The sequence below is a fragment of the uncultured Streptococcus sp. genome, assembly GCF_963516515.1.
GTDB lineage: Bacteria > Bacillota > Bacilli > Lactobacillales > Streptococcaceae > Streptococcus.
In genome coordinates this window covers 1-21,001 of the sequence record NZ_CAUQCJ010000010.1, presented here as the reverse complement: position 1 = coordinate 21,001, position 21,001 = coordinate 1, and the positions used below count along the sequence as shown (strand labels likewise).

Here is a 21,001-nt window from a genome sequence, read left to right as displayed (position 1 = left end):
CTCCTAGTCTACAAATTCAAACTCAAATTTACCAATACGGACCAAATCCCCATCTTTAGCACCACGCGCACGTAGGGCTTCATCAACCCCCATACCACGTAATTGACGGGCAAATTTCATGACTGATTCGTCACGATCAAAGTTGGTCATATTAAAGAGTTTCATGAGTTTTTCACCAGAAAGTACCCATGTCGCATCGTCATCACGACTAATTTCAAAGGCTTTTTCTTCCTCGTCAAAACCGTAGTAAGCTTCTTCTTCCATATCTGACTCGTCGTAGAGTAAGAATTCTGGTGTCTTGTCTAACAATTCAGCTGTAGCATCCAAGAGCGTTGCCAGACCTTGCTTGGTCAAACCAGAAATTGGGAAGATTGCTGGTAACTCTTCAAATTCATCGTAGTTTTCAGCCAATTTTTTCTTAAATTCTTCAAGATTTTCTTGACTTTCAGGCATATCCATCTTATTGGCGACGATAATCTGTGGACGCTCCATGAGGCGAAGATTGTAAGACTCCAGCTCTTTATTGATTGCTAGGTAGTCCTCATATGGATCACGTCCTTCACTAGCTGACATATCAATGATATGGAGGATAACACGTGTACGCTCGATGTGGCGGAGGAACTGGGTTCCCAAACCAACTCCCTGACTAGCACCTTCAATCAAACCTGGCAAGTCAGCTACTGCAAAAGATTCACCTGATTGGGTACGAACCATACCTAGATTTGGCACAATAGTCGTAAAATGATAGGCACCGATTTTTGGTTTAGCTGAGGTAATTACACTTAAAAGTGTTGATTTCCCAACAGATGGGAAGCCCACTAAGCCGACATCTGCCAAGATTTTTAGTTCCAATTGCAACTCACGTTCCTGACCTGGCTCACCATTTTCAGAGATTTCAGGTGCAGGATTTTTTGGTGTCGCAAAGCGGATATTCCCACGTCCACCACGTCCACCGTGAGCAACGATAAATTCTTGCCCGTGTTCTATCAAATCTGTCAAAACCTTGCCAGTCTCTGCATCACGAACAGTCGTACCTTGTGGCACTCGAACTCTAAGGTCATCAGCACCACGACCATGCATCCCTTTGGTCATCCCTTTTTCACCAGAATCAGCCTTGAAATGACGATTGTAGCGGAAATCCATCAAAGTACGCAAACCTTCGTCTACAACGAAGACTACATTTCCTCCACGACCACCATCACCGCCCCAAGGACCGCCATTAGGGACATATTTTTCACGGCGAAAGGCAACCATGCCATCACCACCATTACCAGCCTTGACCTTGATCTTGGCTGTATCTAAAAACATACTCATTTTTTCTTCTCACTTTAAAAAAGGGCTGGGAAATCCCAGTCACAAAATTTTCTTGAATCTATTTTATAGATTACTGAGGGCACCAATTGCAGTTGCAAAAATTCCCAATAAACTTGCTACTAGCATGATAATCACGATAAACAAGGTTATTTTCTCAAACATAGTTTTTTTACGATTTCCATTATCTCCAAATGCCATTTTTTTCTCCTTCGTTACATTCTATTTTCTATTATCTTAGCATGAATTCAGCTAGTTTTCAATAGTCAGTTGCTACTGGTGCAATAATCCATAAAATGATATAGGCTACAATTCCAGCTCCATAACCAAAAGCAAGAACACCCCATATTACACGAACAATAGTGGGATCCATATCAAAATAATTAGCCACTCCAGCACAAACACCTGCAATCTTTTTATCATGACCACTTCTCATTAATTGTTTTTTCATAGCTGTTCCTCTTTCTATTCTTCACGGTCTTTCCAATAATCTCTGATGCTGATTAACTGTGTTTTTGATGCCTTCAGCATTCGTCTAGAGCCTTTTACGGGCACAGCAACCACCTGTTGTGGAAGATACAAAACTGTCTTAAAGATACGCTGACTGACCGTATCATCTTTGGCCAAATCTTTCTCGAAATTATTTGAAATAATGGCATCCAAATAAAATTCATGCACTCGTTTTCCAAAGTTCTCCGCTGAAATCTCATACAATTTTTCTGATAAGACATGCTCATTCATATCTGGTGTTGCAATCAGGGCTTCTAAGATAGCTCCAGCCAAATCATTCTCTCCATAATACAAGGTTCCGAACATCTTGTCATTGATGAGATTGTCCAGATAAGGATTTCCGTGAGCAATTACAGGCGTTCCACTAGCTAAGCTTTCTAAATAAGTCAAACCTTGCGTTTCACTTGTCGATGCCGAGATGAAGAAATCTGCTGCCTTATAATAAAGAGCTGTCTCACTAGGAGCAATCATGCCTGTAAAGATGACTGAATCTTGAATCTCTAGTTTCTGGGCTTGCTCTTTGAGGTCATCCAGATAAGGCCCATCCCCAGCAACTACCAGTTTCACCTTGTCTTCCTCTCTCAGAACTTCTGCAAAGGCTGCTAGTACTGCTTGAATATTTTTTTCATAGGAAATTCTGGAAAGACTAAGCAGCATCTTTTCATCATCTTGAATCCCTAGTTTACTACGTAGTTCTTTTAGATTTTCTTGCTTTATTTCTGGACGTTCAAATTTGGCTAATTCAATCCCAGTTGGAATGACTCGCTTTTCAACCTTGACTTTATAGTCAGATAGCAAGTCCCGAACAATCTCACTCGGGCAAATAACCCCATCCACGTCATGAAGGAAACCTCTGACCAGATACTTGACCATACTCGGACGAATCAACATCCCCTTGGCAATATAATGCACATAGTCTTCGTACTGGGTGTGATAGGTATGAATGACTGGAATTTTCAGTTCACGCGCAATCCAAATCCCCAACAGACCAAGAGAAAATTCTGTCTGAGTATGAATAATATCTAGCTGATACTGTTTAGCAATTTCAAGCGCCTTGCTAAAGCCTCGATAGGCAAAGCGGCGATCTTTAAAAGCAAAAAAGGGAACACTTGGAATGCGTATAATTTGCCAATCTTCATAGCGATTGACATCCTTATCCGTCGTCGTAAAGATAAAAACAACATGCCCCTGCTTTTCAAGTTCTGTTTTCAGGGTTCGAATACTGGTCGCAACACCTGAAACCTGAGGAAAATAGGTATCTGTAAATAAACCAATTCGCATAGATTACCTCACTTTTTACTTTCTCCCTAAAGCGGCTTGTTTCTCATAAAAGTCCAACCAAATTTGTAACAGATGCTCTTCAGAATACTCTCTAGAAATATTCTTAGCTTTGTCTTTGAGATCTTTTAAGGCAACAGGATTTGCTTGATATTCTAAAATAGCCTCTTTCATCTCTTCTCTATCTGCTGTCCCCCGATAATTTCCCTCCAAAATAACCTTATAGAGATCCAAATCACGTAACATAATCGGAGCTTCACAACTGGCAGCCTCTAAAATAGTCATAGGGAAGAGCTCATTATAACTAGGCAACAAGAAAAGATCCGCTAGGGCATACAACTCACGCATTCGCTCTGGTGATACGATACCTGGAAAAATCAAATTTTCTGGAGGATTATCCATCATTTTCTTGTAGCGTTCATAACCATCTGTCATACCACCAAAAGAGAAACCACCCGCCCAGATAAAGGTAATCTGAGGCAATTCCTCAGCCAGACAGATAAAATCATCAATCCCTTTGCGTTTCTGGACTTGACCAGCACCTACTACGATAAACTGATTGTCACTAACGCCAAGTTCTGTTCGCAGTCTCGCTACCTCTTCTTGTGGAAGAGGATGCCATTTTTCCTTGTTGACAAAGTTAGGAATATAGGTCACTTTTTCACGTGGAATACCAGCTGCGACCAAATCCTCTATAAACATAGGATTGACCACCACCAAATGCTCCATCCGGTTGTAAAAAGAAAATACATAGCGTTTCACAATTCCCTTTAAGAAAAATGGAATTTTCAAACTCCCCTCAAGTGTATCAGGTAAGAAATGCACATAGCCAATTTTCCTACCTGAGCGTTTCTTTTGGAATGTTGATAAATAATAGGGGAAATCAATTGTATGAAAGTGAGTCACATCTGCCTCGATTGGAAGATTTTCTGTAACAATCAATTGGTCCTTGGCATCACGGTGAAGAAGACGAACTAATTCACGGTAGGCACCTGAAACTCCTTGTCCTGCTACTTTCTCACTTGAACTCAACATATTGATGCGTAATTTCTTTTTTTCCATAACTACTATTATATCATTTTCTTTGAATAAAATCAGCAAAAGAAAGGAGAGACTAGAGGAAAAGAGGGGAAATTTCCTATCTTTTCCATTGGTCTCTCACATGCTTTTATATGTTTATACTCAATGAAAATCAAAGAGCAAACTAGGAAGCTAGCCGCAGGCTGCTCAAAGCACTGCTTTGAGGTTGTGGATAGAACTGACGAAGTCAGTAACCATAGCTACGGCAAGGTGAAGCTGACGTGGTTTGAATTTGATTTTCGAAGAGTATTACTTAATGCCTAGGGCAATGCGTGCATAGCGACTCATTTTTTCAACGGTCCAGGCTGGATACCAGACTAATTTAACCTCAGTATCAGTTACTTCTGGAACCTCTGTCATGGCATCATAAATCTGGTCCGTCAAAAGGTCCGCTAGGGGACAACCCATAGTTGTCAAAGTCATATCAATCTCTGTTTGTCCTGTGTCGCCGTCAAAACGAATCTCATAAATCAACCCAAGATTGACAATATCAATCCCCAACTCAGGGTCGATGACTTCTTCCAAGGCTGATAAAATTCGTGTTTTGATAGTTTCGATTTGTTCTTCTGTATAAGCCATATTTATCCTCACTCTTAGTCTTCAATAAAATCACGAAGCGGTTTGCTGCGACTTGGTTGGCGTAGTTTTCTCAAAGCTTTAGCTTCAATCTGACGGATACGCTCACGAGTCACGTTAAAGACTTTACCCACATCTTCAAGGGTACGCATTTTACCATCATCTAGCCCAAAACGCAGACGCAAAACATTTTCTTCACGGTCTGTAAGAGTATCCAAGACCTCATCCAACTGCTCACGCAAGACGATACGAGTTGTATAGTCCACTGGATTTTCAATCACTTCATCTTCGATAAAGTCCCCAAGATGGCTATCATCCTCTTCACCGATTGGTGTTTCAAGCGATACTGGTTCTTGGGCAATCTTCAAGATTTCACGCACCTTATCAGGGGTCATATCCATACGTTCAGCAATTTGTTCTGGCGTTGGATCTTGTCCCAATTCTTGAAGGAGATTACGTTGTTCACGAACCAATTTATTAATAGTTTCAACCATGTGGACTGGGATACGGATGGTACGAGCTTGATCCGCAATAGCACGAGTGATGGCCTGACGAATCCACCAAGTTGCGTAAGTTGAGAATTTGAATCCTTTAGAATAGTCAAACTTGTCAACTGCCTTCATCAAGCCCATGTTTCCTTCTTGAATCAAGTCAAGGAACTGCATACCACGGCCGACATAGCGTTTGGCGATGGAAACAACCAAACGAAGGTTGGCTTCCGCAAGACGTTGTTTAGCTTCGATATCGCCAGCTTCAACTGCTAGTGCCAATTCTTTTTCCTCTTCATTGGTCAAGAGGGGAACGACACCAATTTCTTTCAAGTACATACGGACAGGGTCGTTGACCTTAGCCGAAGTTGAACCAATCAAGTCCTCGTCGCTGAGTTCTGGCTCTTCTTCTGCACTAAGAACACGCGCACTTGGATTTCCTTCGTTATCTGTGATTGAAATCCCTGCATCCTGAATCCGTTGCAAAAGATCTTCTATCCCATCAGCATCCAAGGTAAAAGGAATTACTAGACTAGCATTAATTTCATCGTCTGCTGCTGTCCCTTTTTGCTTATGATTACGGATAAATTCTGCTACTTGTACGTCAAATGTTGTTACTTCTTTTTGTTTTGTTGCCATTATTACTCCATTCTTCTCTTTTGGGAAATTAAACGTTCCAATTCTTCTAGGGCTGTGTCGGTATCTCCTACATGGCTAGCTTCCTGCACCTTCTTTTTGATTCTCATATTGTCCTGATTCAAGAGAGCCTTGTTTCGAGTCATCTCTACTTCACTAAGTTCCTGCGGTGACATCTCAGCAGGCAAATCCTGAGCTAAGACTTGGTACCAAGCTCTTTCAACTTCCTCTGTCTGTTCTGCTAGAACTTCTGGAGGAAGATTGCCATACTGACCAAGCAAGTCATATAAGACCTGAAATTCAGGTGTGTCAAATGCAAAATCTTCTCTCAAACGGTAATCATTCAAAACAAGAGGGGATTCCATCATTCGATAAAGTAGATGGGATTCTGCCCTCATAATAGCCGATAACTGCTTGGTGACAGGCATGGTGATTGGCGTCGGTCTGGAAATCCCTTCCATGCGATTCTGTCTTTGTGCCTGTCGACTCTCATTAACAATCTGCTCAATCTGGGCATAATCAAAGGACGCCAGACTGTCAGCTAAAATATGAATATAGCTGTTTTGAGCAGTGATGGACTTTTCTTGAACAATCAAGGGAGCTATTTTTTCAATAAACTCAATCTGAGCCTGCAAATTTTCACTATTTTCAGGCTTGTACTGGTGAATGTAAAACTCAATCGGACTAATACGAGTTTTCGTTAATAGATAGGCCAAATCTTCTGGACCATTTTTTTGTAGATACTCATCTGGATCCAAGTTATCAGGCATGCTGACGATTTGCACAGGCATATCGCCAATTTCATCCAGGGCTTTCAATGTCGCAGCTTGCCCAGCCTTATCGCCATCGTAAACAAGAACCAACTTCTTGGTTAACCTTTTCAGATGCTCAACATGCTCACGACTCAAGGCTGTTCCCATAGATGCCACAGCATTTTCGATTCCAGCCCGATAGGCTGCAATGACATCCATGAACCCTTCCATGAGGTAAATCTCACTGGCTTTACCAGAAGATTTTTTTGCCCTATCCATATGATATAATTCGTAACTTTTGTTAAAAATTGCAGTCGATCTGCTATTTTTATACTTAGAAGTTTGTGAATCCGTTTTCTGCCAGATACGACCTGAGAAGGCAATGACCTTTCCCTGATCATTTGTAAGGGGAAACATAATGCGATTGTGAAAGGTGTCTACAAATTGATTGGCATCAGAGAGATAAAACAGTCCTGAATCTAGAAAATCCTCATCACGATACTGAGCAGACAAACGTTGATAGAGATAGTTTCGTTCTGGAGGTGCCAAACCAATCCGAAAATGTTTGAGCACTTCATCTGTCAAACCACGCTGATAAAGGTAGTTTCTGGCCTCTTCCCCCATAGTCGTTGTCATGAGAATAGCATGATAAAATTTGGCAGCATCTTCATGCATATCATAAAGAGCTTGGTGAGGCGAGGCTGGTTTCTGTTCACTATAAAGCGGTTTTTCAACCTCTATCCCAACACGCTGACCTAAGATTTGGACAGCCTCCATAAAGGGAACACCTTGGTACTCCTCGATGAACTTAAAGACATCACCTGAGCGACCACAGCCAAAACAGTGGTAAAACTGCTTGTCCTCTACAACGTTGAAAGAAGGTGTTTTTTCACCATGAAAAGGACAGAGCCCTAGATAGTTCCGTCCTGCCTTTTGTAAAGAAATCACATCTCCTATGACTTCCACAATGTTGGCATTGTTTTTGATTTCTTCAATGACTTTTTTGTCAACCATACACAATACCTCCATGTTATCATAGTTTACTTTATATAGTATACTTTATTTCAGAAAAAAAGTAAACCATTTCATACGCTTTCCGTAATTCTCTTTGCCTTATTTTTCTAGATAGAAAAGAAAGTTAAAAAACTCAGAAACACTTTAATTCTTCTAAGTTTTTCTTCTCTATTTTTTAATGAAAATAAAGTTCATCTATTCAAATAATTGATAGTAGTCTGAGATTTTCATCTTAGATTTTTCTTCATTATTGAGGTCTTGAATTATACGACCTTCCTTCATGACAATCAGACGATTACCATATTTGAGAGCATCTTCCATATGATGAGTAATCATAAGGGCTGTCAGCTGATCTTTCTTGACAAATTCATCTGTCAACTCCATGAGTGCGACACTTGTCTTTGGATCAAGGGCTGCAGTATGCTCATCTAGCAAGAGTAATTCAGGTCGCTTCAAGGTTGCCATCAAGAGACTCAAGGCCTGTCTTTGTCCACCTGATAAGAACTCAATCGGTGTATTCAAGTGTTTCTCAAGACCATTTCCTACTTTTTCAATGGTCGCCTGAAATTCATCCTTAAAGCTAGCCAGACGTCTTGGTAACAATCCACGCTTTTCACCACGAAACTTGGCAATTAAAAGATTTTCAGCTACTGTCATACGAGGAGCTGTCCCCATCTTTGGATCTTGGAAAACACGTGACAAATACTTAGCTCGTTTCTCTGGTGAAAACTTGGTAACATCTTCACCCAAAATACGGATTGTTCCACTGGTTAAGGACAAGGTGCCTGCAATGGTGTTAAAGAGAGTTGATTTACCAGCACCATTTCCACCTAATATCGTGATAAAATCCTGTTCAAAAATTTCTAAGGAAACATCATTTAAAATAATCTTTTCTTCATCAAAGCCATTTTTAACGACTTTGGTTGCATTTTTTAATTCTACAATTGCTGTCATTTGCTTAATTTGGCTCCTTTCAAGATTGTTTGCTTAAATGTAGGAATCATGAGGCAGACTGCCAAAATCACGGCACTGTACAAACGAAGGTAGCTTGTGTTAAATCCAAGCGCGATAACTGCCCACACTAAGAATTGATAGGCAATAGAACCTACAACGATTGTAACCAAACGCTCTGCCAAGCTCAAACTCTTGAAGATAACTTCTCCAATAATCAAACTTGCAAGCCCCACAACGATAACCCCGATTCCTCGAGATACATCGGCATATCCTTCTTGCTGGGCAATGAGAGCTCCTGCAAGGGCAATTACCCCATTTGATAAGACCAAGCCCATGAGCTCCATGCGCCCAGTATGAATTCCAAAACTTCTAGCCATATCAGGATTGTCACCTGTAGCAATATATGCCTGTCCTAGTTTGGTATCCAAGAAAAAGAGCATGAGAGCAATGACAAGACTGACAAAGATAAGACCTGTCGAGAGTTGGTTCAAGTCTGAATCAAAAGGCAAGACATCCTGAATTTGCTTGGTTCCAAGCAAACCTAAATTGGCACGTCCCATAATCAAGAGCATGATAGAGTGACAAGAAGTCATCACCAAAATCCCTGAGAGCAAGGTTGGAATCTTCCCTTTTGTATAAAGAAGTCCTGCTGCCATTCCAGCCAAACAACCTGCTCCAACAGCAAGCAGTGTCGCTAAGAAGGGATTTACACCTTTGGTTATCAGAGTGACAGCAACAGCTCCCCCAAGAGGGAAGGAACCTTCTGTCGTCATATCTGGAAAGTTTAAAATCCTAAATGTCATAAAGATCCCCAGACCTAAAATAGCCCAGACAAATCCTTGAGAAATAATAGATAATATCATCTGTTTCTTAACCTTTTCTATATGATTTCTATTGTAAAAAATTGGAGGAGATGTCCCCAACTCCTCCATTGCAGATTATTCAATCACTTGTCCTGCTTCTTTTAGAACAGATTCAGGAATCGTAATACCTAATTCTTGTGCCAATTTTTTGTTAATTACTGACTTACCAGTTGAAAAGACATTGACTGGAGTATCAGCTGGTTTTGCACCTTTCAAGACTTGCGCAATCATTTTACCTGTTGCCACACCAAGGTCATGTTGGTCAACTACAACTGATGCCAAACCACCAGCTTCTACCATGGCAGTCGCGCTTGGATAGATTGGCTTTTTAGCTGATTGGTTGCTTGATACAACTGTTGAAAATGCAGATGCAATGGTGTTGTCGATTGGAACCCAGATAGCATCGACCTTGCTAGTCATAACGTTAACTGTTGAAGCAATTTCATTTGTTGAAGGAACAGCAAATGTTTCTACTGTCAAACCTGCTTTTTCAGCATAAGCCTTAAATTCTTCTACCTGTGTTTTTGAATTGTCTTCGCTACTTGAGTAAAGAGCTCCGATTGTTTTCACATTTGGTGTTAGAGCCTTGATGAGTTCAACTTGTTGTTGAGCTGGATTGTGGTCAGACACTCCTGTAATGTTGCCACCTGGTTTTTTCAAATCTTTAACCAAGTTCGCACCGATCGGGTCTGTAATAGCAGCCATGATAACAGGTAGATCTTTTGTTGCACTAGCCAATCCTTGAGCTGCTGGTGTTGCAATACCAACCACAAGGTCATTGCCATTTGCAACCAATTGTTTACTCATTGTCGCAACCTTACTTTGGTCACCTTCTGAGTTCATAAAGTCGATTTTCAACTGATCATCTTTATATCCTTCTTCTGCAAGTCCATCTTGAATCCCTTTATAAATCAAGTCAAGAGATGGATGGCTCACAAACTGAAGGACACCAACTTTGGCAACTTTCTTTTCGTTCTTAGCTTCTGGTTTATTCATTGAAGAGTAAATCAAGCTTCCTGCTACTAAGACTGCTAATGCAGCGATAATTCCAATTAAACGTTTATTTTTCATTCTATTTCTCCTTTTTAATTCCTTTAAAATACTTCACTTATCTAATACTCTTCGAAAATCTCTTCAAACCACGTCAGCTTCACCTTGCCGTAGCTATGGTTACTGACTTCGTCAGTTCTATCCACAACCTCAAAGCAGTGCTTTGAGCAACCTGCGGCTAGCTTCCTAGTTTGCTTTTTGATTTTCATTGAGTATAAACAAGCGACGCCATCGTTTTCTTTCCATACTAACCTCCAGCAAAAAAAGTCCTCACACAAAAAACTTGTGTGAGGACGTCGATGCGCGGTACCACCTCAATTATAGGGAATTTCCCTATCGCTCTGTCTCGCAATAACGAGATGCACTGTAAGGTGTGCTCACCGAATTTTTATGATTTCAAATTCTAAATAACATTCAGCCCAATTTTCATCATCGCCACTTATCTGTTTTCAGCTACCACAGACTCTCTAAAAAGTTTGTATGACTACTTTTCTGAATGGTTAAATTATATCATTTTTCAACTAGTTGTCAAGACTCTTTTAGCATTTTTTTGAAATATCAAAAACTTCCCCTATAGAAAAGAGGAAGTTTGATAGGTATCAACCCGAATTACGCAATCCTGTCGCAATTCCGTTGATGGTTGTATGAATTAATTTTTCTTGATCGCTTGACAATTCTCCTCGACGTTGTCGTTTAATCAACTCCAACTGGATATAGTTGAGAATATTAAAGTATGGCATACGGTAATCCAAACTTGCTTTCAGATATGGATTTTCAGCTAATAATTCGTCATACCCTTCAATCTCTAGGATAACATTTTTCGTTAATTGCCATTCGTCTAAAATAGTATCATAAATAGCTTTCACTTGATCATCTTCACATAACTTAGCATATTCAAAAGCAATATTCATGTTAGATTTTGACAAGACCATGTCTACATTTGAAAGGAGAGATTGGAAGAAAGGCCAATTTTGGTACATATCTCGTAAGATAGCGATATTTTCTGGATTTTTATCGATAAATTCCTTGAAGCTTGATCCGACACCATACCAACCAGGGAACATGACGCGACTTTGTGACCATGAGAAGACCCAAGGAATGGCACGCAAACCACCGATTTCTGTAATAGTCTTACGAGCAGCTGGACGAGAACCGATATTAAAGCTGGAAATGGCCTTAATAGGACTTGACTCAAAGAAATAATCATAGAAGTGTTCATTCCCAAAGACTAGGTCTCGGTAAATATCATAACTACGGTCCACTACTTGATCCATAATAGCCTCATAGCGATTTGAGGTATTAGTATCACTCTTCCACTGAGTAATCATACGGTTAATAGCTGCTGAAACCAACATTTCAAGGTTATAATAGGCAGCATCTTTGTTACCGTATTTATTGCCAATTACTTCACCCTGCTCCGTCAAACGGATACGATCCTTGATAGACTTGAGCGGTTGAGAGGTGATGGCTTCATAGGTTGGTCCACCACCACGACCGACAGTCCCACCACGGCCGTGGAAGAAGGTAACCTTAACGCCAAATTCATCTCCAATAGCAGTCAATTGTTGTTGAGCCTTGTAGAGGGTCCAACATGATGATAAGTAACCACCATCTTTATTACTATCAGAGTAACCAAGCATGATTTCTTGGTAATTATTACGTGAAGCAATCCATTTCTTAGCAAGAGGAAGAGAAAGGTATTCTCTCATGGTTTCTTCTGAGTGGTCCAAGTCCTCGATTGTTTCAAAGAGAGGAACGATTTGGACACGGGCTCTTTCTTTATCAACTAACCCTACTTCTTTTAGCAAGATAGCCAATTCCAACATGTCTGATACGCTGGTTGCATGTGAAATGATAGTCTGACGAATAACATCATCACCCAACTTATCTTTCAAATTACGAGCAGCCTTAAAGATAGCCAATTCTTTTTCAAGTAACTCTGATTTTTCAACATGAGTGGCAGAAAGAATACGTGGATCTTCTTCTAATTCTTTCAAGAGAAGCTGGCATTTTTCTTCTTCACTTAGTTCGCTATAACGCGAATGAATTCCTGCTGATTTCAAGAGTTCTGCTACGCAGGCCTCATGAACACTAGAATCTTGACGCATGTCAATAGATGCCAAATAGAATCCAAAAATTTCAACTGCCTGAATCAGCTCAACAAAATCACCAGAAATCAGTGCTTCACCCTTATTTTCCAAGAGGGAATCACGGATAGTAACTAAGTCCTTATAAAAGTCATTGGCTGTTTCATAGCGAGCTCCAACTTCCTTATCTTCAATAAGATAGGCTTTTGTTGCTTGGATTTTTGATTGAATATCAAACAAAGCGCGACGATACAGTTCTTTTTCACGATAAATTGAGTTATCCTTAGATTGACGAGCCATTTCTCTGACTTGCTTGCTGACATTGACAATACTAGTTGAGAGAGAGAACTCACGATAAAGTTGATAAATCTTTTCATCGTAGTAGTTCATGATGACTTCACACTGTGTCATAGCAGATTTCTTCAAGGTATCTGCTGTAACAAAGGGATTCCCATCACGGTCTCCACCAATCCACATTCCCATGGTAATTGGTTTAGGATGTTTCAACTCCAAACCGTGTTTTTTAGCCAGACGCTTGTACTCAGCAGTCAAATGAGGAACTGCCTTCAGGAATGAACTATTGTAGTATTCCATAACATTCGTGATTTCATTGGTTACTTTCAATTTCTTTTCACGAATCATATCTGTCTGCATGATAATCTCAATGTAACGACGGAGATCATTATGCCATTTTTCCTTATTAATCAAGCCTAATTTCACATCACGATACTTACGCAAGAGGGTATGGATATGGTTAGTCAAATCCAGCATACTCTTACGTTGCACTTGTGTTGGGTGAGCTGTCAAAACAGGAACAACATTCAAATGTTCTAAAATTTCAACCGCATTTTCTTTTTCTGCAACCATTTTAATCGTTGCTGATAACTTACCAAGATAATCTTGATCGATATTATTTTGGTGGTTGATTTCATAGGCCAAATCAACGTCTTCTGAAATATTAATCAAAAGGGGCAAGATAGAGAAATAGCGTGAAATATAAGCCATTTCATCATTTGTCAGACTAGTAACTAATTGGTTCAAGCCTTGATAATCTTCTTGAGTTGATAATTCTTTCAACTGCATGATTTTTTCAAAAGTCTCTGGGGCAAGCATGTTTTTAGTGATATCTTCTAACAATTCTGTTAAAATCAACACTTCTTCTTGCACGACAGCTTTATTACTATAGTTTTCTAATTTTTGAAGAGACATAGGTAATCCTTTCCACTCTCAGCTCTACATATAGTTTGAGGAGTGAGCTTCTAACTCCTCATACAATTGAGCACGTTTTTCACTTGCATCAATATTTAAGACAAAGGCGATGGCTACAGACAAGACCAGAAGACTATTCCCTCCTTGCGATAAGAAAGGGAAGGTTACTCCTGTCGAAGGAATAATACCAGAAATTCCACCGATATTGACAAAGACCTGGACCAACATCATCCCCCCAACCCCAATCGCCATCATGGAATTAAAGGGATTCTTAGCACGAATTCCCACCAGAATAATTCGCAGAATAAGGAAAAAGACAAGGGCCAAAATCAAGCTGGCTCCCACAAAGCCAAATTCTTCAATGACAATTGAAAATACAAAGTCTGTATGGGCTTCTGGTAGATAGCCACGTTTTTCGATTGAGTTTCCTAAACCTAGACCAAACCAGCCACCATTGACCATGGCAAAATAGGAATTTGCGAGTTGGTGACCAGCTCCTGCCAAATCAGCAAAGGGATTAAAGTAGGCACTGAAACGCTTAGCCACATATCCAAATACTGGAACTTTTAAAAACTTATCAACCCCTATCATATCAATAGCTGTTAAGGAAAGGGCGGAAACTCCAAACAAAAGACCGATAAAGGCTACAAACCAGCGATGAGCAATCCCACTAAGTGTATACATAATCAAGGCAACCAAAGCTAGGATAGTAGCATTCCCCAAATCTGGGAAAATAGCCAGACTTCCTATCATGACCAAGAGGACAAAGCGCCAATCATTAAAAGCACGAGGAATCCATTGATTTTGAGTTAAAACTTGGAAATCATAAACAGCAATTTCATCCTGTTGTTTTGAAAAGCGTTGAGCCAAGTACCAGACGATAATAATCTTCAAATACTCAGCTGGCTGAATGGTCAAAGGTCCTACTGATATCCAACCATAGGCTCCATTAACCGGCGTACCAATTATACGAGCCAGAGCTAATAGAATTAGCTCAACAAACATAACAATAAATAAAAGTCGTTCTTTTCTTAAAAAATTCAGTTTCAGCTTATATATCAAGGCAATCAATATTAAACTAAACACCCAAAACATTCCCTGACTTCGAACTAATTGCAGGGCACTTTTACCTTCTTCGATAAGAATGGCACTGGTTGTAGAATAGACTACAACCAAGCCCAAAATAGATAAAAGCAAATATGGAACTAGGATAGAATAGTTTAATAGGTGCCTCTTACTAATCTTCATAGTATCACCAATCTAATGAGAACAAAAGAAATTATTCCCAAATTCCGTTTATTTTCTAGTTTTGATTGCTATTATACCATTTTTTCCGAAAGAAAAAAACTCTTATCCTTAAGATAGAAGATTTTCTCATAAGAAAAAGAGCACTTGGCTCTTTTCTGTTTTATTCTTTTGATGAACTACTTGAGCTTGAATCTCCACCACCGATATATTGGGTAAAGATATTTTGGAAGGCTTGGTCTTTGACCTTGATATTAGCTGCTTGCAATTCTTTTCCGATAATGCTTTGAACAAATGTTGCATCGTTCTGTTTTTGAGTTAAGATAACAGTTTTTAATTTTTCTTTATAATCATCGATATTAGATGATTTTTCTGTTTTCTTAGTGAGTTTTACAATGTAATATTGGCTACTATAGGCTTGTGTGCCAGTGGCTTTAATCACATCAGAAACACCATTTACATCTAAAGCAAAAGCAGCTTTTTTAACTTGTTCTGGTACTTCTGTTGAAGCAGAATCAAAGGTGATTTCTCCACCATTCGCTTTGGTTTTCTCATCAGTTGAGTTATCTTTGACTAATTGAGCGAAATCTGCGCCACTTGCCTTGGCTTTTTCAAGAATTTCTTTCGCTTTATCCTCATTATCAAGACGAATGATTTGAGCAGTCACATCTGGAGTGTACTCATCAAAGGTCTTCTTGTAAGCATCATCTGTCAATTCAGCTTCTGCTGCTTTTTTAACTGCCAACTCAACTAATTTACTTGTACGAATTTGAGCTTTACGTGTTTCAAGAGTCATTCCTGCTTGTGACAAGACACGTTGGTAGTTTTCACCATATTGTTTTTCTTCTTCGGCAATAGTATCGTTGACTTCTTTGTCATCTACTTCTGAGCCATATTGTTTCTCAAATACTTTTTGGATGGTCAAGTTCAACAACACTTGTTGAGCTGAAGGATTGCTTTTCACTTGCTCATAAAATTGATGTTCTGTGATGACATCCCCTTTCATGCTGATAAGGTCTGCCCCTTCTGAACCTTTCGAACAAGCTGCTAAAGTTGCTACTGATAATAGTGTAATGGCACCTGCCAATAGTTTTTTCTTCATGTCTACTCCTTTGAGATAAGTGTTACCCTATCTATTTTACTATATTTTCTTAAATTTTTCTGAAAATCATTCGCTGTCAGGCAATTGAACATCTGCTACATTTTTACGAAGCATGAGAATGCCGTCCCCCAGAGGGACTAATGTTGCGGTGAGTCCTGGATTATCTAAGGTTGCGTCAAACAGTCTTTGAAGGCCTCGATAAATAGTTCGCTGGCCACGACGGACTTCCATAATATCCTTGACAACATCACCACCTTGGAAAATATCATCCAAGACAACCACACCACCAACTTCCAAGTGTTTGAGGATTTCTGGCAAAAAGACGATGTATTTAGACTTAGCAGAATCCATAAAGACGAAATCATAGGACTCTGTCAGGGTTGATAAGACATCTACCGCCTCTCCCTCTAGGAGAGTGATTTGCTTGCGACTGTCAAACTGGGCGAAATTTTCCTTGGCAAATCCAATCATCTCTGGATTGCGATCAATGGTTGTAATCTTGGCATTTGGCACATGTTCCGCCATCAAGAGAGCTGAAAAACCGATAGCCGTACCAATTTCCAGAATATTTTTAGGCTGCATGGTTTCCATGAGAAAACGGAAATAAGCAACCGTTTCATGGGGGATGATGGGAATATTTTCCTTACGAGCAAAGTTTTCCAATTCTTTCAAAGAACCTGTGACTTGCTTTTGGCGCTGGCGCATCAAGTCCACAATTTCTTCCTTGACAACAGGACGACGCATGTTATGGTTGGCGTTTTTACTATACGATTCAACCATCTTATGCCAATCCCAATTTTTCAACAAGGGCTTCAAACTCATTTAAACGACGTTCGAAGACTGCAAAAGCATCGTTGAGATAGTCTTCCTTCTCCATATCAACACCAGCTTTTCTCATGACATTAAGTGGGTAGTCAGATTTACCAGCCTTAAGGTAATCGATATAACGGTCACGGTCTTCTTGACTACCATGAACAATTTTTTCAGCCAAGGCTGAGGCTGCTGCAAAGCCTGTTGAATATTGGTATACATAGTAGTTATAGTAGAAGTGTGGAATGCGTGCCCACTCGTATTGGATTTCAGGATTGTCTTCCTTGCTCAATCCATAATACTCTTGGTTCAAGTCTGCGTAGAGTTTATTTAAGAAATCGCTTGTCAAAACTTCACCATTTTGGTCCGCTTGGTGAATGGCGTGTTCAAACTCAGCAAATTGAGTTTGGCGGAAAACTGTTCCACGGAAACCGTCTAAGAAGTTATTGAGAATAGCAAAGCGCGTTACGTCGTCTTCCACTTCTTCCAATAATTTCTCCGTCAAGATATTTTCATTGGTAGTTGATGCAATCTCTGCCAAGAAGATAGAGTAATCTCCATAAACATAAGGCTGCGTTTCGCGAGTATAGCTTGAATGCATACTGTGACCAGTTTCATGGACTAAGGTAAAGAGATTGTCTAGATTGTCCTGCCAGTTTAGAAGCATAAAGGCATTGGTATCGTAAGAACCACCAGAGTAGGCACCTGAACGCTTGCCTTGATTTTCATAAACATCAATCCAACGCTCGCTAAAGGCCCGTTTAACACGGCTCAAATAATCTTCACCCAAGACTGCCAAGGCCTCTTCTGCCTTTTTCAAGGCTTCTTGGTAGGTAAAACTGTATTCAACAGATGAAAGCGGTGTGTAGACATCGTACATCTTGAGGTCTGAAATTCCCAAGATTTTTGAACGAAGCTCAAGGTAACGATGCAAGAGTGGCAAATGCTTGCGAACTGCTGCTACCAAATTGTCATAAACACTCTCTGGAACAAAATTTACTGCGAGAGCTGCATGACGAGCACTCTTGTAGTTGCGAACTTTGGCACGATAGTTTTGAACCTTAACATTTGTTTGCAAGGTTTTAGCATAAGTATGTTGGAATTGTTCATAAGTCGCATAAAGGGCTTGATAGGCACCACGACGCACCTCACGATTTTTAGATTCCATTAAACGCATATAAACGCCATGTGATAATTGTACTTCGTTACCATCTTCGTCTTTAACAAATGGAAAGACGATATCTGCATTATCTAAAATAGCAAAGGTTTCACTCGCCGAACCAAAGATTTCTCCAGCTCCAGCTAATAATTCTTCTTCACGTTGTGAAAGAACATGAGCCTTACCTTGTAAAAGCTTGTCAAAATAGTGTTGATAAACCTGCAACTTTGGTTGAGTCTCTAAAAAGTCAGCATACTGCTTTTCACTAATTTCCATAAATTCAGGTTCATAGAATGAAAAGGCTTGGTCTAGCTGGCTGTAGAGAGTCATTGCCTTGGCGTAGTACTCTTGATACTTGGCTTCACGTGTGTCTTGGTCATTTTTCATATGAGCATAAACGTAAAGCTTCTCCATCTGACGTTCCATTTCAAGAGAAAATTCAGTGATTTCGAGTAGGCTATCCGCACTATCCAAGAGATGGCCTTCATACTGGGCTACTGTCTCCAATTGTTCTGTTAACTCTTTTAAGGCTTCTTCCCAAGCCTGGTCAGTTGGGTAGATCGTTGATAGATCCCATGTATCTTTTTCATTTATTTCATTTCTTTGTAATACCATTAGATTCCTCCATCCTTTCTATTCTACCATATTTTTCAAGAAATATTGCTGATAAAAGGCTGGTGGATAAAGCTTTTGCCAATCATTTTGAGGATTTTCTTGGTAATAGATTTGAAAATACTGATAATAGCTGGTTAAGTCCTTCTCAATTTGACAAAACTCACCTACTAGTGGTCGAATTTGTGGATACCATTCTTTCAAGCCATAAGTCAGGAGATTTTCTCCCTTTTGATAGGCTTCTGCTTGTTCTTTCATCCAAAAGGGATTTTGATAAAACAGTTGTTGCTGAATATAGCGACAGATGTCCTTGTCCTGAGAGACTGTAAAATGAGATATTTTTTGTTTCTTATAGGGAAAACGGAATATATCCAGTAGACTATCTTGACCATAGGGAAATTCCTTGATTTGATAATGGAGTTTACCACGGAGGTCTTGGTGAATCAGGTATTTGAGTCTTAAAACTTGTTTTTCCTTGTCTACTTCCCAAACATAAAAGCCCATATTTTGACTGAAATAAAGAAAACCTTGTTGCAGACGAGTCAAACGTTCCTTGAGCCACAGTTTTTGACCCAGCAACCACAGTACTTGGTAACCCTGACTACGATAGCCCTCACTGCGCTCTTTAAGGACTTTTTGAGGCAAGGGACTACACTGAACCTCTAGAGCTAGATTGCCATTTACAAATACATCTGCAATCTGTTTAAGATCTGGAAGCGGGTACTCTAATTGTACCTCTGCCTCTTTTTTCAACCAGTGATAGAGAGATTCCTTATTGGCTAGGTGTTCTGGGCTTTCATTTTCAAAGGAGTAATCACAGTCTTTTAGGGATTTGTGGGCAAAATGGGTTCGGACACTTGGTCCTTGACGCAAACGGAGCTGACCTCCACAAGCTGGACAGGTGTATGCCTGCTTCTCAAGCTTATCCTCTAACACATTTACCAACTGTCCCCTAGCATCTCTCGCAACAAACATGATTTCCCTCCTTTTCTATATTATTCGTAAAAATTAATAATCGTATTTTAATTATAGAAGAAAAGTATAGTAAATTGAAATAAAATATAAGCAAATTGATTGGGGAATTATAGTATATTGAAATAAAATGTGAACTAAGAGATTAGGAAAGTCAAATTATACTCAATGAAAATCAAAAAGCAAACTAGGAAGCTAGCCGTAAGCTGTACTTGAGTACGGTAAGGCGACGCTGACGTGGTTTGAAGAGATTTTCGAAGAGTATTAATTTCTAACAATGCTTCAGAAGTCATGTCCTACTATTCCAGTTTCTATACCTTATATAATTGCCAAAGAACCAAAATCTCCTAGCAATCAATGGACTACTAGGAGATTTTTTAAGAAATTCTATATAAGCTATAAAATCAAATACAAATTTTACTAAAAGATTAGATTAACTCATATATAAATTATGCTTATTCGTCTTCTTTACGACGACGGCCTGCAAGAGCAAGTCCAAGTACTGCACTTGCTGCAGCTGCTACCATAGCTACTGTAGAGTCTGCTGTACCAGTATTTGGAAGTTGTCGATCTTTATTTATTGTAGTTTCAGATACTGGAATTCCATCTGACATTTCATTAGCACTGCTGTCCTTATGTGGCTGAGCTGGCATTTCTTCTGAAATACCATTCACACTACCTGTATAGGCTGGGACTTCTGCTGTTGATGGCGTAACTACGTTGCCGTCACCAGCTGTACTGCTTGTGCCTACTGGTTCTGTATAGCCTGGGACTTCTACAGTTGGTGGAATAATAACATTGCCTTCACCATCTGTACTACTTGTACCTACTGGTTCTGTATAAGCTGGGACTTCTACAGTTGGTGGAATAATAACATTGCCTTCACCATCTGTACTACTTGTGCCTACTGGTTCTGTATAAGCTGGGACTTCTACAGTTGGTGGTGTAATACCGTTGCCTGCGCTATTCGTACTGCTTGTACCTACTGGATTTACTGCTTCAATTGCTTTAACTCCTGTAGTTTGAGCGCCGTCCACTCCTGCTTGATCCTTCGCTTCATTGATAGCATTTACAGCTGCGATGGCGGCTTGCGCTACTTCTGCTTTCGCTGCGGCTTTTTCATCGTCTGACAATTTAGCGTTCTTATCAATTGAGGCAATCTTAGTTTCTGACGCTGTTTGGATTGCTTCTAGGGCTTTCTCTTTACCTACTGGATTTACTGCGTTAATTGCTGTTGTTCCTGTAGTTTGAGCGCCGTCCACTCCTGCTTGATCCTTCGCTTCATTGATAGCA

The 21,001-nt window shown here is 39.9% G+C and carries 18 protein-coding genes and 1 other annotated feature; all 18 genes read right to left on the bottom strand.

The features are described 5' to 3' along the window. Positions 1 to 3: 3 nt before the first annotated feature. The gene (gene obgE, locus RYL77_RS03400; protein WP_049543536.1) at positions 4 to 1,314 is read right to left on the bottom strand and encodes a GTPase ObgE; all 1,311 of its coding nucleotides are present in this window, start codon (positions 1,312 to 1,314) and stop codon (positions 4 to 6) included. Between the two features lie 63 nt (positions 1,315 to 1,377). Then, entirely contained in the window at positions 1,378 to 1,512 is a 135-nt protein-coding gene (locus tag RYL77_RS03395) for a DUF4044 domain-containing protein (protein WP_000863859.1), read from the bottom strand. A gap of 58 nt (positions 1,513 to 1,570) precedes the next feature. After that, complete coding sequence (locus tag RYL77_RS03390) at positions 1,571 to 1,747, bottom strand: PspC domain-containing protein (RefSeq protein WP_102210234.1); 177 nt, start codon at positions 1,745 to 1,747, stop codon at positions 1,571 to 1,573. A 29-nt stretch (positions 1,748 to 1,776) separates the two neighbouring features. Beyond that, positions 1,777 to 3,102, bottom strand: coding sequence for a glycosyltransferase family 4 protein (locus tag RYL77_RS03385; RefSeq protein ID WP_315009864.1), 1,326 nt, complete (start codon positions 3,100 to 3,102; stop codon positions 1,777 to 1,779). A gap of 15 nt (positions 3,103 to 3,117) precedes the next feature. Next, positions 3,118 to 4,161, bottom strand: coding sequence for an alpha-galactosylglucosyldiacylglycerol synthase (gene cpoA / locus RYL77_RS03380; RefSeq protein WP_315009860.1), 1,044 nt, complete (start codon positions 4,159 to 4,161; stop codon positions 3,118 to 3,120). A gap of 267 nt (positions 4,162 to 4,428) precedes the next feature. Further along, positions 4,429 to 4,758, bottom strand: coding sequence for a metal-sulfur cluster assembly factor (locus tag RYL77_RS03375; RefSeq protein WP_033683522.1), 330 nt, complete (start codon positions 4,756 to 4,758; stop codon positions 4,429 to 4,431). A 14-nt stretch (positions 4,759 to 4,772) separates the two neighbouring features. Continuing rightward, positions 4,773 to 5,882, bottom strand: coding sequence for an RNA polymerase sigma factor RpoD (rpoD, locus tag RYL77_RS03370; protein ID WP_315009857.1), 1,110 nt, complete (start codon positions 5,880 to 5,882; stop codon positions 4,773 to 4,775). A 2-nt stretch (positions 5,883 to 5,884) separates the two neighbouring features. Beyond that, entirely contained in the window at positions 5,885 to 7,645 is a 1,761-nt protein-coding gene (gene dnaG / locus RYL77_RS03365; protein ID WP_315009855.1) for a DNA primase, read from the bottom strand. A 195-nt stretch (positions 7,646 to 7,840) separates the two neighbouring features. Next, positions 7,841 to 8,599, bottom strand: coding sequence for an ABC transporter ATP-binding protein (locus tag RYL77_RS03360; RefSeq protein ID WP_315009853.1), 759 nt, complete (start codon positions 8,597 to 8,599; stop codon positions 7,841 to 7,843). After that, complete coding sequence (locus tag RYL77_RS03355) at positions 8,596 to 9,462, bottom strand: ABC transporter permease (RefSeq protein ID WP_315009851.1); 867 nt, start codon at positions 9,460 to 9,462, stop codon at positions 8,596 to 8,598. The genes RYL77_RS03360 and RYL77_RS03355 overlap by 4 nt, the downstream gene beginning before the upstream one ends. A gap of 75 nt (positions 9,463 to 9,537) precedes the next feature. Further along, a complete protein-coding gene (trpX, locus tag RYL77_RS03350; RefSeq protein ID WP_004259575.1) occupies positions 9,538 to 10,533 on the bottom strand; it encodes a tryptophan ABC transporter substrate-binding protein in 996 nt (331 codons plus the stop codon). Between the two features lie 265 nt (positions 10,534 to 10,798). Next, positions 10,799 to 11,016: a binding site (T-box leader), on the bottom strand. A 95-nt stretch (positions 11,017 to 11,111) separates the two neighbouring features. After that, positions 11,112 to 13,808, bottom strand: coding sequence for a phosphoenolpyruvate carboxylase (ppc, locus tag RYL77_RS03345; protein ID WP_315009849.1), 2,697 nt, complete (start codon positions 13,806 to 13,808; stop codon positions 11,112 to 11,114). Between the two features lie 24 nt (positions 13,809 to 13,832). Next, positions 13,833 to 15,056 (bottom strand): cell division peptidoglycan polymerase FtsW, encoded by a 1,224-nt coding sequence (ftsW, locus tag RYL77_RS03340; RefSeq protein ID WP_315009847.1) that lies wholly within the window; start codon positions 15,054 to 15,056, stop codon positions 13,833 to 13,835. Positions 15,057 to 15,216: 160 nt separating this feature from the next. After that, on the bottom strand, positions 15,217 to 16,155 hold the full coding sequence (prsA, locus tag RYL77_RS03335) for a peptidylprolyl isomerase PrsA (protein WP_315009845.1): 939 nt from the start codon (positions 16,153 to 16,155) through the stop codon (positions 15,217 to 15,219). A gap of 66 nt (positions 16,156 to 16,221) precedes the next feature. Beyond that, the gene (locus RYL77_RS03330) at positions 16,222 to 16,935 is read right to left on the bottom strand and encodes an O-methyltransferase (protein ID WP_315009843.1); all 714 of its coding nucleotides are present in this window, start codon (positions 16,933 to 16,935) and stop codon (positions 16,222 to 16,224) included. 1 nt (position 16,936) lies between these two features. Next, positions 16,937 to 18,739, bottom strand: a complete 1,803-nt coding sequence (pepF, locus tag RYL77_RS03325; RefSeq protein ID WP_315009841.1) for an oligoendopeptidase F — start codon at positions 18,737 to 18,739, stop codon at positions 16,937 to 16,939. Between the two features lie 18 nt (positions 18,740 to 18,757). Beyond that, entirely contained in the window at positions 18,758 to 19,711 is a 954-nt protein-coding gene (locus tag RYL77_RS03320; RefSeq protein WP_315009839.1) for a competence protein CoiA family protein, read from the bottom strand. 452 nt (positions 19,712 to 20,163) lie between these two features. After that, positions 20,164 to 21,001, bottom strand: an 838-nt coding sequence (locus tag RYL77_RS03315) for a DUF1542 domain-containing protein (protein ID WP_315009837.1), incomplete at its 5' end; no start/stop codon positions are given.

What these genes read in the sequence shown, in the direction of transcription:
- RYL77_RS03320 (WP_315009839.1), bottom strand. Translation starts at nt 19,711, where the DNA reads ATGTTTGTTGCGAGAGATGCTAGGGGACAGTTGGTAAATGTGTTAGAG.
- obgE (WP_049543536.1), bottom strand. Translation starts at nt 1,314, where the DNA reads ATGAGTATGTTTTTAGATACAGCCAAGATCAAGGTCAAGGCTGGTAAT.
- RYL77_RS03385 (WP_315009864.1), bottom strand. Translation starts at nt 3,102, where the DNA reads ATGCGAATTGGTTTATTTACAGATACCTATTTTCCTCAGGTTTCAGGT.
- RYL77_RS03355 (WP_315009851.1), bottom strand. Translation starts at nt 9,462, where the DNA reads ATGATATTATCTATTATTTCTCAAGGATTTGTCTGGGCTATTTTAGGT.
- RYL77_RS03390 (WP_102210234.1), bottom strand. Translation starts at nt 1,747, where the DNA reads ATGAGAAGTGGTCATGATAAAAAGATTGCAGGTGTTTGTGCTGGAGTG.
- ftsW (WP_315009847.1), bottom strand. Translation starts at nt 15,056, where the DNA reads ATGAAGATTAGTAAGAGGCACCTATTAAACTATTCTATCCTAGTTCCA.
- pepF (WP_315009841.1), bottom strand. Translation starts at nt 18,739, where the DNA reads ATGGTATTACAAAGAAATGAAATAAATGAAAAAGATACATGGGATCTA.
- RYL77_RS03375 (WP_033683522.1), bottom strand. Translation starts at nt 4,758, where the DNA reads ATGGCTTATACAGAAGAACAAATCGAAACTATCAAAACACGAATTTTA.
- trpX (WP_004259575.1), bottom strand. Translation starts at nt 10,533, where the DNA reads ATGAAAAATAAACGTTTAATTGGAATTATCGCTGCATTAGCAGTCTTA.
- rpoD (WP_315009857.1), bottom strand. Translation starts at nt 5,882, where the DNA reads ATGGCAACAAAACAAAAAGAAGTAACAACATTTGACGTACAAGTAGCA.
- cpoA (WP_315009860.1), bottom strand. Translation starts at nt 4,161, where the DNA reads ATGGAAAAAAAGAAATTACGCATCAATATGTTGAGTTCAAGTGAGAAA.
- prsA (WP_315009845.1), bottom strand. Translation starts at nt 16,155, where the DNA reads ATGAAGAAAAAACTATTGGCAGGTGCCATTACACTATTATCAGTAGCA.
- RYL77_RS03360 (WP_315009853.1), bottom strand. Translation starts at nt 8,599, where the DNA reads ATGACAGCAATTGTAGAATTAAAAAATGCAACCAAAGTCGTTAAAAAT.
- dnaG (WP_315009855.1), bottom strand. Translation starts at nt 7,645, where the DNA reads ATGGTTGACAAAAAAGTCATTGAAGAAATCAAAAACAATGCCAACATT.
- RYL77_RS03395 (WP_000863859.1), bottom strand. Translation starts at nt 1,512, where the DNA reads ATGGCATTTGGAGATAATGGAAATCGTAAAAAAACTATGTTTGAGAAA.
- ppc (WP_315009849.1), bottom strand. Translation starts at nt 13,808, where the DNA reads ATGTCTCTTCAAAAATTAGAAAACTATAGTAATAAAGCTGTCGTGCAA.
- RYL77_RS03330 (WP_315009843.1), bottom strand. Translation starts at nt 16,935, where the DNA reads ATGGTTGAATCGTATAGTAAAAACGCCAACCATAACATGCGTCGTCCT.